At 71.8% G+C, this 14068-nt stretch carries 9 protein-coding genes and 1 riboswitch; of the genes, 5 read left to right on the top strand and 4 right to left on the bottom strand.

Annotation, left to right across the window (positions count from 1 at the left end; translation table 11 throughout):
- Positions 1-17 precede the first annotated feature (17 nt).
- Both ABZV42_RS35085 and ABZV42_RS35080 read left to right on the top strand, forming a co-directional pair.
- A complete protein-coding gene (locus ABZV42_RS35085; RefSeq protein WP_356055503.1) occupies positions 18-2702 on the top strand; it encodes a hypothetical protein in 2685 nt (894 codons plus the stop codon).
- Positions 2703-3629: 927 nt separating this feature from the next.
- The gene (locus tag ABZV42_RS35080; RefSeq protein ID WP_356055502.1) at positions 3630-4214 is read left to right on the top strand and encodes an NAD(P)H-dependent oxidoreductase; all 585 of its coding nucleotides are present in this window, start codon (positions 3630-3632) and stop codon (positions 4212-4214) included.
- A gap of 42 nt (positions 4215-4256) precedes the next feature.
- Here the strand turns inward: ABZV42_RS35080 and ABZV42_RS35075 are convergent, their stop codons facing one another.
- The 3 genes from ABZV42_RS35075 to ABZV42_RS35065 are packed head-to-tail and all read right to left on the bottom strand — an operon-like array spanning position 4257 to position 7585.
- Positions 4257-5186 carry an ABC transporter permease gene (locus tag ABZV42_RS35075; protein ID WP_356055500.1) on the bottom strand — a complete coding sequence of 310 codons (930 nt, stop codon included), beginning with the start codon at positions 5184-5186 and terminating at the stop codon, positions 4257-4259.
- Positions 5173-6267 carry an ABC transporter ATP-binding protein gene (locus tag ABZV42_RS35070; protein ID WP_356055498.1) on the bottom strand — a complete coding sequence of 365 codons (1095 nt, stop codon included), beginning with the start codon at positions 6265-6267 and terminating at the stop codon, positions 5173-5175. The genes ABZV42_RS35075 and ABZV42_RS35070 overlap by 14 nt, the downstream gene beginning before the upstream one ends.
- A 31-nt stretch (positions 6268-6298) precedes the next feature.
- Positions 6299-7585 carry a DUF2092 domain-containing protein gene (locus ABZV42_RS35065; RefSeq protein ID WP_356055496.1) on the bottom strand — a complete coding sequence of 429 codons (1287 nt, stop codon included), beginning with the start codon at positions 7583-7585 and terminating at the stop codon, positions 6299-6301.
- Between the two features lie 447 nt (positions 7586-8032).
- Between ABZV42_RS35065 and ABZV42_RS35060 the strand changes: the two genes are divergently transcribed.
- Complete coding sequence (locus ABZV42_RS35060) at positions 8033-8626, top strand: hypothetical protein (protein ID WP_355983066.1); 594 nt, start codon at positions 8033-8035, stop codon at positions 8624-8626.
- A 426-nt stretch (positions 8627-9052) separates the two neighbouring features.
- On the opposite strand, the gene ABZV42_RS35055 is transcribed toward ABZV42_RS35060, so the two are convergent.
- On the bottom strand, positions 9053-10063 hold the full coding sequence (locus ABZV42_RS35055; protein WP_355983068.1) for a polyprenyl synthetase family protein: 1011 nt from the start codon (positions 10061-10063) through the stop codon (positions 9053-9055).
- 432 nt (positions 10064-10495) lie between these two features.
- Between ABZV42_RS35055 and ABZV42_RS35050 the strand changes: the two genes are divergently transcribed.
- The gene (locus tag ABZV42_RS35050) at positions 10496-12493 is read left to right on the top strand and encodes a CocE/NonD family hydrolase (RefSeq protein WP_356055494.1); all 1998 of its coding nucleotides are present in this window, start codon (positions 10496-10498) and stop codon (positions 12491-12493) included.
- A gap of 530 nt (positions 12494-13023) precedes the next feature.
- A riboswitch (cyclic di-AMP (ydaO/yuaA leader) is annotated at positions 13024-13179 on the top strand.
- Between the two features lie 3 nt (positions 13180-13182).
- On the top strand, positions 13183-13965 hold the full coding sequence (locus ABZV42_RS35045; RefSeq protein WP_356055492.1) for a transglycosylase SLT domain-containing protein: 783 nt from the start codon (positions 13183-13185) through the stop codon (positions 13963-13965).
- Positions 13966-14068: the final 103 nt, after the last annotated feature.

Raw genomic sequence — 14068 nt, 5'->3', positions numbered from 1 at the left:
CAAGGGGGAAAGCGCCAGTGGACCAGGAACCGCTCGACCGCGGGAACGCCGGCCGTTCCGACCGGGCGGAGGCCCGGCGGGACGCCCGCTCGGACCCTTCCGCCCCGGGTGCGGTGCCGCGCGCGGAGCCCGTCGTCATCACCGCGACCGATGTCGCGGGCAGCCGCTTCGTCTCGGGCACCGGCGCCGCACCTGATCCGGGACGGCAGGCGGCCGTGATCGCGCAGGCGGAGAGCACCCTGCCGATGGTGGTGCAGAGCCTGTACGGGCAGCGGCTGAGCTCGGTCGAGCTGCGGTCAGGCGCCGCGGGCGACCGCTTCTTCGCGCTCACCGACGACCGGGGCAGGGACCTCACCCTGCGGCTCGACGCGATACCGCTCCCCGCCGGCACGGTCGCGCGGACCCACGTCAACACCACCTCGGACCAGCATGTCGTCCAGCTCTCCGACCGGATGGACCCGCGCCAGGTGGGCCGGGCGCTGAGTCACGAGGTCGGTGAACTGCTCGCGGTGCGCGACCGGGCGACCCGTGCCGCCGCCGGTGATCCCGAGGTCGCGGGCGTCGCACCGAACCGCACCGACCTGCTGGCCCGCGGCGCGCTCGGAAGCGCGGAGCGGCGGCTGAGCCTCACCGAGGAGGACCTCGGCCGGGTCGGCGAACTGAACCAGCTGGCCGCCCGCATGAACGACGCCACCCTCGACGCCTCCCAAAGGGCTGAATCCCGGAGCGAGTTGTCGGCTCTCATCGACCATGTCGGCCTGCGGCCGCAGGCTCCGGCCGGCTCCGACCGCCATCTGTCCGAGCTCCAGGCCGCCGACATCCGCCGTGACCTCGTCGACCCTCATCTGACCCCGGCGGCGACCGACGCCCTGCGTGAACTCGCCGTCCCCGTAGAGCGGTTGAGCGCCGCCGATGTCACCGAACTACAGGAGTTCCGGTCGCGGGCCGAACACGCCCGTCCTCTCGGTGCGTCCGCGGACACTCCGCTCATGCCGGGGGTCCGGCCCGACGGCTCCCCCGTCCCCCGCGAGGAGCTCGCCGGGGCGGCGGCACAGGCGGCCGGCGAGCGCACCCGGGCCGGTGCCGCCGCCCTGGACCAGTTGCGCGCGGAGACCGCCTCGACCGGCGAGTGGCCCACCCGCCAGGTCGTCGTCGGCGGTGGCGCCAGCCTCGTCGGACGCGACCCCGAGGCCCTGCTCGTCGACGCCCGGGGCCGCTGGCACCTGGACCCGGGCGAGGGCATCGTCCAGTCCCCCGACCAGACGAGGGACATGCGGGCCAACGGGCTCGGTGACGCCCACCAGTTCGCCGACCCGACCTCGCGGGTGCCGCGCGACGCGGTACGCATGTGGGAGGACCAGCTCGCCGTGCGCGGACCTGTCGTCGACGGGACCGCGGCCCTGGTCCCCGGGCAGGACGGCCGCCTCTACGCGCACATCCGGCCCGCCGACGGCTCCCCGGACCTCTACGTGAAGGTCGAGGGCACGCCGACCGTGGCCACCGGGCTGCCGCCGGAGATGGTGCCCGGCGTCGACCGCCGGGACGCGGTGAACCTGCCCGAGGCGCTCGACGCCGTACGGGGACAGCTGCCCGCCGACTCACCGGCGCGCGCCCGGCTGACCGGGGAGGCCGGTGCGGAGGAGGCACTCCAGGTGCTGCGGGAGGAAGGGGTCCTCGACGGGCTGCGCTCGGACGGCGGGGCGCGGGCCGCGCTCCAGACCCTCGACGCGACCGCCCAATGGGAGCGGGCGCGGGCCGCCGCGCCGGGCCGGGTCTTCATCGGGGACGAGATCGCCGAGGGCCGCTTCGACGCGAGCGCCGCGGCCGCGGCGGGCGCGCCGAAGACGTGGCTGGTCGCGGGCGCCGGCGGTACGGGGGTGGCCAACGCCGAGATCATCCTGGAGGCCGACCCCGAGGCGCGGGTCACCGTCTACGGGCCGAACCTGCCTCCGGCGCTGGAGAACCAGGTGCAGTTCACCGCGCTGCGGGAGCGGTTCGTCGGCGAGTACGGGGGTGACGGCCGCCTCACCATCGACATCCACCCCGACAACCGGGTCGGTGCCGTGCGGATGTCCACCGGGTCCGACGGAAAGCCGCGGTTCCGGGAGGGGAACGTGGAGGCGGAAGCGTATGTGGCGAGCCTCGGGCGGACCGCGCCGATGCCGGAGGCTCTCCAGGAGCTGAGCGAGCGGACGCGGGCCGGGGGCGGGCAGGTGCGGGGTGACCTGATGTTCGACCGTGACCGGCAGTACCTCGGCTACGGCGTCACCTTCGAGGCGGGTGGCAGGCAGCACCGTGTCGAGGTGACCGGCGCGGCCTCGCAGCTGCTGCCCCGTGACGTCTTTCCCCGTGACACCCAGGCGGCTCTGACCGCCATGGCCGTCCGCCAGGTTCCGTCGCAGAGCGGCAACGCGGCTCCGGGCTTCGCTCCCGTGGCCCAGCAGGCGGCGCGGCTCGCGGAGGCGCGCGCGCAGGGGGCGGTGGAGCGGCACGGTTCGGTTCCGGAGAGCTGGGGGAGGCCGGCTGTGGCGGGCGCGACGGCGCCGTCCGGCGGGGCCACCAATCCCGTCGCGAGCGCGGCCCGGCTTCAGTCCGGCCGGCGTTCCGCGTCCCCGGGCGGGGGTGCACCCGGCTCGGCACCGGGGGCGGGGGCGCCCGGTCCGGCACCTCGGGTGCAGCGGCCTCCGACGCCGGGGCGTTAGGACTGGGGCCGTTGAGTAGCTCGGGTCGCTCGCGCCGGCGTCGCGGGTTCGGCTCCGCTTCCGGTTCGGCTCCGGTGGGTGGGTCGGGGCCGCGCCGGTACATCCGCCCGCATCCGAACGGATCCCACCGGCGTTTCGAAGTGCGGGTGGGTGATGATCCGTCCGGCCTGCGGGCATTTGATGTACCGGCCCGTCCCCTCCCGCCGAATCCCGGGTGCGCGTGGAGGGGGGCTTGGGTGCAACCGTTCACGAGCAGGAGATTCGACCCCTTCGTCCCGCAATATCGGCCGAGGCCTGAGATCCAGCACCTTCAGCCCGCCGTACCGGCCGAGGCCTGAGATCCAGCACCTTCAGCCCGCCGTACCGGCCGAGGCACGAGATCCACCCCTTCAACCCGTCATCGGCTGAAGCGGCAATCTTCAGCCCCACCGGCACCGCCCATCGACTCCGGAGGCAACCTTCAGCCCCTCCGACCCGCCCTCTCAGGGCGGGGCATTTCTCAGACCTCCGTCCCGCCTCCCAGCTGCCGGGGCAATCTCCAGCCCCTCCGGCGTTTGAGGAGCGGGGTCTGGGGCGGAGCCCCAGGGGTGGGAAGGGTAGGGGCGGAGGGGGCGAAGAAGAGCTGTTGCGGACGGACTCGGACTGGGCGAGGAAGCGAGGGAGGAAGAGGGAGGAAGAGGGAGGGAGGGCTGAGCGTGAGCGGGCTGCCGGGGCCGGGCGAGGGCAGGTGTCCGGGGCCGGGCGAGGGCAGGTGTCCGGGGCCGAGTGCGGGCGAGCGGGCTGCCAGGGCTGAGTGCGAGCGGGCGGGTGGCCGAGGCTGGGTCGGGTGAGGGAGCGTCCCGGGCGAGGGGGCAGCCTGGACTTGTATATGCGCGTGCATATATTGTTGGCGCGTGTAATCGACGCCGACGTATCTCAGGGGGAACCATGACCCGCCGATTCCTGTTCGTACTCGGCAGCAGCCGCACCGGCGGCAACACCGAGACCCTGGCCCGCAGGGCCGCCGAACAACTCCCCGCCGGCACGGAACAGCACTGGCTGCCCCTGACCGAGCACCCGCTCCCCGACTTCGAGGACCTGCGCCGGGACGGCGACCACGTACGCCCTCCCGCCTCGAGCACGGAGGGCACACTGCTCGACGCCACCCTCGCGGCCACCGACATCGTGATCGCCTCACCGCTGTACTGGTACTCGGTGTCCGGACTGACCAAGCGCTACCTGGACCACTGGTCGGGCTGGCTGCGCACACCCGGCGTCGACTTCAAGGCCACCCTGGCCGGACGCACCCTCTGGGGCGTCACCGCGCTCGCGCACGAGGAGCCGGAGGTCGCCGACCCGCTGATCGGTACGTTGAACCACACCGCGGCGTACATGAAGATGCGCTTCGGCGGGGTCCTGCTCGGCAACGGCAGCAGGCGCGACGACGTGCTCGACGACACCGGGGCGCTGACGCGCGCGAAGACCTTCTTCGCCCAGGAGGCACCGCTCGCCCGTTTCCCCTACGAGCGCTGAGCCGCCCGGAGCACGGGCGGTGACGCGTCCGCCCAGGCGGTCTCAGGCGGTGATGTCCTTCGCCGCGAACCGCGCCCACGCGGCCGACCCGAACACGGCGACGTACAGGCCCTGGAGGCCGAGATCGCGGACCAGGTCGTCCCAGTAGACGGGCTCGCGCATGAGGTCGGCGAAGGACAGCCAGTAGTGCGAGAAGAAGTACGGCTGGAGCGCGTGCAGCTGGGGGATCTGGTCGAGGATCTGCACGGTGATCAGGAGGCCGACCGTCGTCGCCATGGCCGCGATGCCGCTATTGGTGAGGGTGGAGACGAACAGGCCGAGCGCGGCGACACCGGTCAGTGACGCGGCGACGACCAGGGCGATGAGCAGCGCCCGGCCGAGCCCCTCGGCGAAACCGATACGGGTCCCGGAGATCGTGGTCAGCTCGCCCAGCGGGAACAGCAGGGCGCCCACCGCGAACGCCGAGACCGCCACGACCAGGGTCGCCACCAGGCAGAACGTCATCGTCGTCGCGTACTTCGTGAGCAGCAGCCGTGTGCGGCCGGCGGGCGCGACCAGGAGATAACGCAGGGTGCCCGCGTTGGCCTCTCCCGCGATCGCGTCGCCCGCGATGACGCCGATCGCCATCGGCAGGAAGAAGGGGAGGGTCGCGGCCAGTCCGGTGAACACCAGGAACAGTCCGTTGTTGGTGATCTGCGCGATGAACGCAGGGCCCCCGGCGCCTCCCGCGGCCGAGTCGCCCTTCGTCTCGATCCTCACGGCGACACCGATGAGGACCGGCACGGCCGCGAGCACGCCGAGCAGTGCGATCGTCCGCCAGCGGCGGAAGGTGGTGACGAGTTCGTCGCGGAAGAGTCCGAAGGTCCACAACGGGCTCGGCCGACGGCCTGTCCCCGACTCCGCTGCCGGCTCGGTCGCCGGCCCCGTCGCCGGCTCCGCGTCCCGCTTCGGCAGACTTTCAGCCCGCGACATCGAAACCCTCCCCGGTCAGCGCCACGAACGCGTCCTCCAGCGAGGCCCGTTCGACCCCGAAGCCGCGGACTCGCACGCCTGCCGTGACCAACGCTGCGTTCAGTTCGGCGAGTTCGCGGTCGGGTGGCTCCGCGGTCACCCCCGTCCCGGTGACGACGAGATCCGTGACGCCCTGCTCCTTGAGGACCCGTGCCGCGTCCCCGGTGTCCGGGGTGGTCACCACCAGACGGCCGCGCGCACCGGCCGCGAGGTCGGCCACCGGCCCCTGGACGACGAGCCGCCCCTGGGTCATCACGGCCGCGTGTGTACAGACCTGCTCGATCTCGTCGAGCAGGTGCGAGGAGAGGAAGACGGTCGTGCCGTCGGAGGCCAGCTCCCGCACCAGCGAACGGATTTCACGCATGCCCTGGGGGTCGAGACCGTTGGTCGGCTCGTCCAGGACGAGCAGCCTGCGGGGCTGGAGCAGCGCGGCCGCGAGTCCGAGCCGCTGCTTCATCCCCAGGGAGTACGCCTTCGCCTTCTTTGCCGCCGCCGCGGACAGTCCGACCCGGTCGAGCGCGGTTCCGACGCGTGTCCTGCGGGTCCGGGGATCGGCGGTCGGGTCCGCGGAGTCGTAGCGCAGGAGGTTGTCCCGCCCGGAGAGGAAGCCGTACAGGGCGGGGCCCTCGATCAGCGCCCCGACGTGCGGGAGCACGGCGCGCGCGGACCGGGGCATGGGCCGCCCCAGCACGCTCGCCGTGCCCGAGGTCGGCTCGATCAGCCCCATCAGCATGCGGATGGTGGTGGTCTTGCCCGAGCCGTTCGGTCCGAGGAAGCCGAAGACGCTGCCCGCCGGGACGGTGAGGTCCAGGCCGTCGACGGCGAGCTGTCCGCCGCGGTACCGCTTGCTCAGCGAGCGGGTCGCGATCACCGCGTCCTCCCCGGACGCGGCACCGTCGTCTCCAGCCCGCCGGGCGGGCACGACCGCGACACCTCCCGGCGCCCGCGCGGGCTCCGTGCGGGCGCTCGCCGTCCGCCCTTCGGGGACGGCGGCGCCCTCGGCCCGCGCCCGGCCGGGCTCGTCGGCGGACAGCTCCTCCATGGGCTCCCTCGGTTCGTTCGCCTGGCTGCCCCTACTGGGCCGCGTTCGCCGCCTTCACCAGCGCGGCCTTGGTGACGGCACCGGCGTACACCTTGCCGTCGTCCGTGATCAGCGCGTTGACCAGGCGGGTCGAGTAGACCGTGCCCGAGCCGAACTTGCCGGTGACGTGGTCGCCGAGGGAGTTCAGGAATCCGTCGACACCGCTGTTGCCGGTCGAACCGGACGCGCCGGACGGCAGGCCCTTGCCGCCGTCCTTGCCACCGGCGTCGAGGACGACGATCGAGTTCCAGCCCTTGCCGATGGTCTTCGGACCACCGAGGCCGTCGGCCTTCGCCTCGTGACCCTTCGGCCACGCCTTCTTCATGTTCTTCGGCTCGTCGCCTTTCAGGCCCTTCGACTCGCCGTCCTTGGCGCCCTTCAGGGTGTCGCCCTCGGTGACCTTCGCGCCCTTCGGCGGGGTGAAGGCGAACGTCGAGGCGGCCGGCCGGGAGAAGTCGACCTGGGTGAAGCCCGCGTCCACGACCGCCGCGCCACCGCTCGCCGGGGTCAGCGTGGATTTCAGCGGCAGCCCCGTCCTCGAGTCCACCGCGATACTGATCGCGCCGACCGTGGAACCGGACTGCCGGGGCTTGATGAGGAGCTTGTAGGCGTCGCGGCCCGCGACGTGCTCGGTGCCGTCGACCGTCACGGAGGTCGTGTCGTCCACGGACTTGAGCACCTCGTCGGCGAAGTCCTTGGGCGTGGCGGGGACATCCCGCGGCGCCTTGCCCTCGGCACCCTCGCCCGCGTGCCCGGACTCGGCGGAGGCCGAGTGGAAGACCTCGTTCGACTTGCTGTCGTACCCCCACACGTCCTTGCCGTTGTGGATGACGCTGTACTCGGCGGCGTTCTCCAGCAGGGAGACCTTGCCCCGGTCCGGACCATCGGCGGCGACGCGCAGCGTGTGCGTGCCCGAGGCCAGTTCGAGGAGCTTGGACTGCGGGTCTGCGGAGGAACCGCCGTGCCCCTTGGCCGCGCCGGACAGGAGCCCGCTCTCCAGACCACCCAGGTTGGGCAGTCCGAGATCGGTGCTGACCTTGACCGTGCCGGACAGCTGCTGGACGTCCGACTTGGCGATCTTCTCGATGAGTTGCTGCGCGGTGATCTTCGGCAGCGAGGGATCTCCGGAGTCCGCGAGCGCCGGGACGAGCCCGATCGTCGCCGCCGCCACCCCCACCACCGCGACCGGAACGACGTACCGCGCGGCCTTGCGTCGCCCGGCGAGCCTGTCGTCGGCCTCCGCGGCCCTCGCGCTGTCGTCGGATTCGTACGGTGCCATGTGTGCCTTACCTCCGTCGTCGGCGGCGGCCCTGCCCTCGTTCCGTGCTCCACCCCTAAGCCGCCATTCTCACCTGGACCGGTGAGGAGTGGTGTTCTCCATCTGACCAAATACGGCGGATGAAAGCGTCAACCCCCGGGCTCAACTCCGCGTAGTCCTGCGGTATGACGTGAGGGGGCGTGCCCTTCCCCGACCCGTAGGGGTCGTGCCGGAGGCCGAATCCCCGACCAGGCGCAGGCCCCCTCGCCAGGTCCCTCGCCGGGCCCCTCACCCGACTGTCGTTCCTGCCGCACCCCTCGCCTCGCGCGGCTCCGCGCGAGCAGTTCGTCCGGGCCCGGAATGAAATCTGCCGGCGATTCGAGTGAAAACCGGCGCAAATCCGTACTTACGGGTGATAGCGATCACCGTCGCCCAGCACTCCAGGGATCAGAGGATCGAGGGACCGTCATGCTCACCATCAAGCACATTTCGGGATACGCCGCCACGGGCGCCGCCGTCCTGGCACTCGCGCTCGCCGGATGCGGAGGCGGCGGGGGTGGGGGCGGCAAGAGCAGCGGCGGGACCAGCTCCACACCGAGCTCCAGCGGCACCACGCAGAGCACCGGCTCCAAGGGATCGGCGACGACGACCCTGACCACCGCGAAGGTCGCGAAGCTGGGCACGGTCGTGACCGACGGCAAGGGGTTCGTCCTGTACCGCTTCGACGTGGACTCCGCGAACCCGACGAAGGTCAGCTGCTACACCACCTGCGCCGCGCTCTGGCCCGCGGCCACGACCCAGGGCAACCTGACCACGAAGGGCATCGACAAGAGCCTGGTCTCCACGGTGAAGCGCACCGACGGCAGCACCCAGATCACCCTCGCCGGCTGGCCCCTCTACCGCTACTCCAAGGACGACGAGCCGAAGGAGCCCTACGGCCAGGGAGTCGACGGAACCTGGTGGGCCGTGTCGCCCAACGGAGCGAAGATCACCACTCCCGCGTCGTCATCACCGTCGCCGGCCACCAGCTCGTCGAGCACGGGCGGAAACGGAGGCTACTGACGGCCGACCCGGTCGCCCCGGCGCACCGCATGGATGCCCCGGCCGACCAACCGTACCGAGCCACCCGAGGTGCACCATGGCGCCCGTTCCAGCCGTCCAGGTGCACCTCGGGCCCCATCCAGCCGTAGCGGTGCGGCCTCAGCCCTTCAAGCCGTACCAGGTGCGTCTCAGGGGCCGCTTCAGCCGCGTCGGGGCTGCCTCAGGGTGGGCCTCAGCCGTAGCGGCGCACCTCAGGGCACGCTCCAGCCGCGTCGGAACACCGCAGGGTAGGTCTCAGCCGCACCGGCGCACCTCAGGGCCGGTCCAGCCGCGCCCGGGCACCGCAGGGTGGGTCTCAGCCGTACCGGCGCACCTCCGGGCCGGTCCAGCCGCGTCCGGGCACCACAGAGCGAGTCTCAGCCGTACCGGCGCACCTCAGGGCCGGTCTCAGCCGGCGCGGTGCACCACGGCGTCCACCAGCTCGACCAGCGCGGCCTTCGCGTCGCACTCGCGCAGCGGGGCCAGCGCGGAGCGCGCCTCCTCCGCGTAGCGCACGGTGTCCCGGCGCGCCTGCTCCAGCGCGGGGTGCTCCCGCAGCCGGGCCAGCGCCTCCTCGAGACGCGCGTCGTCCGTCAGGTCGGAGTCGAGCAGCTCGCAGAGTGCGACGTCCTCGGCGAGTCCCAGGCGCTCGGCGCGCTCGCGCAGACGCAGCACCGGCAGCGTGGCGATGCCCTCGCGCAGATCCGTCCCCGGCGTCTTGCCGGACTCGCGCGAGTCGGACGCGATGTCGAGGACGTCGTCCGCGAGCTGGAAGGCGACCCCCAGCCGTTCGCCGTACTGCGTCAGCACGTCCACGACCGTCTCGTCGGCGCCCGACATCATCGCGCCGAACCGGCACGCGACCGCGACCAGCGACCCGGTCTTGCCGCCGAGCACGTCGAGGTAGTGATCGACCGGATCGCGGCCGTCGCGCGGCCCCGCGGTCTCCAGGATCTGCCCGGTCACCAGCCGCTCGAACGCCTCGGCCTGGATCCTGACGGCCTCGGGCCCGAGGTCGGCCAGGATGTACGAGGCACGGGCGAAGAGGAAGTCGCCGGTGAGGACGGCCACCGAGTTGCCCCAGCGGGCGTTGGCGCTGTCCACCCCGCGCCGGACCTCGGCCTCGTCCATCACGTCGTCGTGGTAGAGCGTGGCGAGATGGGTCAGCTCGACGACCACGGCCGAGGGCACGACACCCGGCGCGTAGGGGTCGCCGAACTGCGCTGCGAGCATCACGAGCAGCGGCCTGAACCGCTTCCCGCCGGCCCGCACGAGGTGCTGGGCGGCTTCCGTGATGAACGGGACCTCGCTCTTGGTGGCTTCGAGCAAACCCTCCTCGACAGCCGCCAATCCGGCCTGGACATCGGCTTCGAGAGCCTGGTCCCGCACGCTCAGCCCGAACGGCCCGACGACGGTCACGAGAGGTTCTCCTGTCTGCTGACGATCACATGGCGAACTCGGTCGATCATTCGGTCGATGACACGGTTTGTCGATGTGTCGCTGCCATCACTCAAGTCAGCGTATCCGGTCAGGTTTCGATCACCGCGAGCGCCCACCGTCCCCCGGCCCACTTCGCTCCGCCAGGAGGTATACGCGAGTACACCCGGAAGGCACACGCGAAGCACCTGGGTGCCCCAATGGCGTGTACCCCGACTCCCGGGCGCCACCCGAGCACGGACGGTATGTTCATGATCAGATGATCTGAACCGACTTGAGATGACACGCGAAGAAGCACCCGGAAGGGGTGACCGTGTCCCACGGCCGCGCCCGACCCGTGTACGGCCGGGACCGGACGGTCCCCCGCTCTCCGGCCGTGCCGCACGATGCATTCCGTCCCCCGAGGTGACGCTCATGCACATCCGTACGTCCTTCCCCTACGAGACCGCTCACGAGGACGTCCTCGTCCCTCTCTCGGACGGCACCCTTCTGTACGCCCGGATCTGGCGGCCGCTGACCGAGGAGCCCGTACCGGCGCTCCTCGAGTACCTCCCGTATCGCCTGACCGACTGGACGGCCCCGCGCGACCGGCAGCGCCACCCCTGGTACGCCGGGCACGGCTACGCCTCCGTCCGCGTGGACGCGCGCGGCCACGGAAACTCGGAGGGGGTGCCGGGGGAAGAGCACCCGGGGACCGAGCCGGACGACGGGGTGGAGGTGGTCTCCTGGCTGGCGGCCCAGCCCTGGTGCACCGGCCGGGTCGGCATGTTCGGCATCTCGTGGGGCGGTTTCCACTCCCTCCGGGTCGCGGCCCGCGCACCCGAGCCGCTCAAGGCGATCGTCACGGTCTGCTCGACCGACGACCTCTATGACAACGACGTGCACCATGCGGGAGGTTCCGTCCTCGCCGTCGACACGCACGCCCGGTCGGCCGCACTGCTCGCCTCCGCCGCCCGGCCGCCGGACCCCGCGCACGTGGGCGAGGGGATGTGGCGGGACATGTGGGAGAAGCGGCTGGAGGCGGTCACCCCCTCCGCCCACACCTGGCTGGCGCACCAGACCAGGGACGCGTACTGGCGCCACGGCAGTGTCCGCGAGGAGTACGGAGCGATCCGCGCGGCGGTCCTCGCGGTCGGCGGATGGCACGACCCGCACCGCGACACGGTGCTGCGCCTGGTGCGGAACCTGCCGCCGGACCGCGTACGAGGTCTCATCGGCCCCTGGTCCCGCCACTACCCCGACCGGGACCTGCCGCCCGGACCGGCGATCGGCTTCCTCCAGGAGACGCTGCGCTGGTGGGACCACTGGCTCAAGGACAAGGAGACGGACGCGCTCTCCGTCCCCCTGCTGCGCTCGTACGTGATGGACGCGCATCCTCCGGCGACCGTGTACGCGCGGATCCCCGGCCGCTGGGTGGGCGACCCCGCCTGGCCCTCACCCTCGGTGACCCCGGTCGCGTACGCGCTCCAGGGCACCCCGGTGCCGGTGCGGTCCCCGCAGCACACGGGGGTCGACGCGGGCCGCCTCTTCCCCTTGGGCGACGACGGCGACCTGCCGCCGGACCAGCGGGAGGAGGACGCGCGGTCGGCCTGCTTCGAGTTCCAGGTGACGGAGGAGACCTGGGTGCTGGGCCGCCCCCGGGTCAATCTGCGGCTGACGTCCGCGTCACCCAGGGGGCAGGTGATCGCCCGGCTCTGCGATGTGGCGCCGGACGGAGCGTCCACGCTGGTCACCCGGGGCGCCCTGAACCTGTCGGCGCGCCAGGGCCCCGAACAGGCTGTGCCCTGGAAACCGGGCACCGCGGAGAACGTGGTGCTCGACCTGAACGCCATCGGCTACGCGTTCCCGGCAGGCCACCGCATCCGGCTGGGCGTCTCCTCCGCGTACTGGCCCTGGATCTGGCCCCAGCCGGGCTCGGAGGCGGGCTTCACCCTGGAGCCGATCGGCAGCGTCCTCGAACTCCCGGTACGGACACGGGAGTCGGACCCCTCGATCACCTTCGGGGAGCCGGAGGAGTACGAACCCCTCGGCGTGACCGTCTCCGAGACCCTGGACGAGTCCCGGCCGCGGCGCCTGGTCCTGCGCGACGTGGCCGCGGAGACCTGGCGCCTGGAGACCGACCCGGGCCACGGCGGCACCCACGTCCATCCCGACGGCCTCGAATACACGGAGGAGGCCCGGGAGACGTACACGATCGACTCACCGGACCCGCTGTCCGCCGGCGCCCGCTCGGCGTGGTCGATCCGGCTGCACCGCCCGGACCTGCCGTGGGACGCCCGAGTCGAGACGGTCTCCGCACTCACCTGCGACGCGCGGGACTTCATCACGACCGACGAACTCGTCTGCAAGGACGGCGGCGAGGTCGTCTTCCACCGGACCTGGGAGAAGAGAATCCCGCGCACGGCCGGCTGACCGAGCCGACACGAGCCACAGGCAAGGGAGTTCGCGTTCCCTCGCTCGCGTGCACACCGAACGCCGTTGAAAAGAGCCGCACTTCACCTGGCGTCCGCCTGGGTTCGGCTCGCTTCCGGCCGGCGGTCCCGCCCGGACGGCTCGGGCCCCGGACGGGGCCCGCCCCGACGTGTCCCACGCCACAATTCCCGTCGCGTCAGGGGCCGATCGGCCCCCTCCGAAGAGCCCGCCGGCGCTCACCGACCCACGCCTGATGCCCGATTTACCCCTCATGCCGCCTTAATGCTCTTTGGTCTCGTGAGTTGAGTCACCGGCGTGCCGCACCGCCGCCGCGCACCGTTCTCGACCCAACCCCTTCGCCAAAGGCAAGTTGAGGATCCAATTCCGGCACAATCGGACTTTTTACCCTCGCCTTAACCAGGCGAAAGCGATCTTCGCGGTCAAATCTCGTCTTGTTTCGGACATGTGCTCTCGCATACGTTCTGGTCGACCCCGGGCGGATCGCCGAATCCTGCCGCCGCCCGGCAACCCATCGACCCACGCCACGGCAGGAGCGGGGGAACCACAGGTAAGCCGCCGATCCGTACATACCGGACCGGCTTGGGGTGAAGCCGCGCTCACAGCGCGGCCGGGCATCTCCCGCCCGAACCCGACAGCTCACCTCGCAGGCGTCGGAGAGGAAATTCGCCATGCCCGTACGAGCCAAGCACCGTCGCATGAAGACCAACGTCATCACCCGGGGCATGATCGCCGCCGGAACGGGCGGCATCGCCCTCGCCCTTCCGCTCGTGAGCGCGACCGGCGCCAGCGCCGCCACTCCGGCGCAGGCCCCCCAGGTCGCGAAGACCGCCCACACCGCGGTGGTCCCCAACGTGCAGCTCGTCACCTACAAGGTGGTCGCCGGCGACACCCTGTCCAAGGTGGCGCAGAAGTACCCCAAGAGCGGCGGCTGGAAGAAGCTGTACACGGCGAACCGCGCGGTCATCGGCGACAACCCCGCCCTGATCCGTCCGGGCCTGAAGCTGACCGTCGGCACGAAGTCGCTGGGGTCGACGACCGTCCGCACCACGGCGAAGACCACCGCCACCGCCACCGCCGCCGTCGCCAAGTCCAAGGTGACCACCGCCACCCAGGCCTCCGTCAAGTCGTACAGCAACAACCTCGACGGCTGGATCAAGCAGTCCCTGGACGTCATGGCCAAGGCGGGCATCCCCGGCAGCTACGACGGCATCTACCGCAACGTGATGCGCGAGTCCTCCGGCAACCCCAACGCCATCAACAACTGGGACTCCAACGCCGCCGCGGGCATCCCCTCCAAGGGCCTGCTCCAGGTCATCGACCCCACGTTCCAGGCGTACCACGTCTCGGGCACGTCGATGAACATCTACGACCCGGTCGCGAACATCACCGCCGCCTGCAACTACGCGGCCAAGACCTACGGCTCCATCGACAACGTCAACGGCGCCTACTGATCCACCCCGCACCCCCGTTTCTCACCGCACCCGCCGACGGCGCCTTCTCGGACCGTCGGCGGGTGCGGTTGCGTCGTGGCCCGGCGCGCGTGTCGGACGCGTC

It is taken from the genome of Streptomyces sp. NPDC005281 (assembly GCF_040607495.1).
Classification (GTDB): domain Bacteria; phylum Actinomycetota; class Actinomycetes; order Streptomycetales; family Streptomycetaceae; genus Streptomyces.
Note: the sequence above shows the minus strand (reverse complement) of the source record. Positions and strands in the feature narration are given on the sequence as shown.

Excerpts from the sequence above, each read along its gene's own strand:
- ABZV42_RS35080 (WP_356055502.1), top strand. The coding sequence starts at position 3,630 with ATGACCCGCCGATTCCTGTTCGTACTCGGCAGCAGCCGCACCGGCGGC.
- ABZV42_RS35075 (WP_356055500.1), bottom strand. The coding sequence starts at position 5,186 with ATGTCGCGGGCTGAAAGTCTGCCGAAGCGGGACGCGGAGCCGGCGACG.
- ABZV42_RS35070 (WP_356055498.1), bottom strand. The coding sequence starts at position 6,267 with ATGGAGGAGCTGTCCGCCGACGAGCCCGGCCGGGCGCGGGCCGAGGGC.
- ABZV42_RS35065 (WP_356055496.1), bottom strand. The coding sequence starts at position 7,585 with ATGGCACCGTACGAATCCGACGACAGCGCGAGGGCCGCGGAGGCCGAC.
- ABZV42_RS35060 (WP_355983066.1), top strand. The coding sequence starts at position 8,033 with ATGCTCACCATCAAGCACATTTCGGGATACGCCGCCACGGGCGCCGCC.
- ABZV42_RS35050 (WP_356055494.1), top strand. The coding sequence starts at position 10,496 with ATGCACATCCGTACGTCCTTCCCCTACGAGACCGCTCACGAGGACGTC.
- ABZV42_RS35045 (WP_356055492.1), top strand. The coding sequence starts at position 13,183 with ATGCCCGTACGAGCCAAGCACCGTCGCATGAAGACCAACGTCATCACC.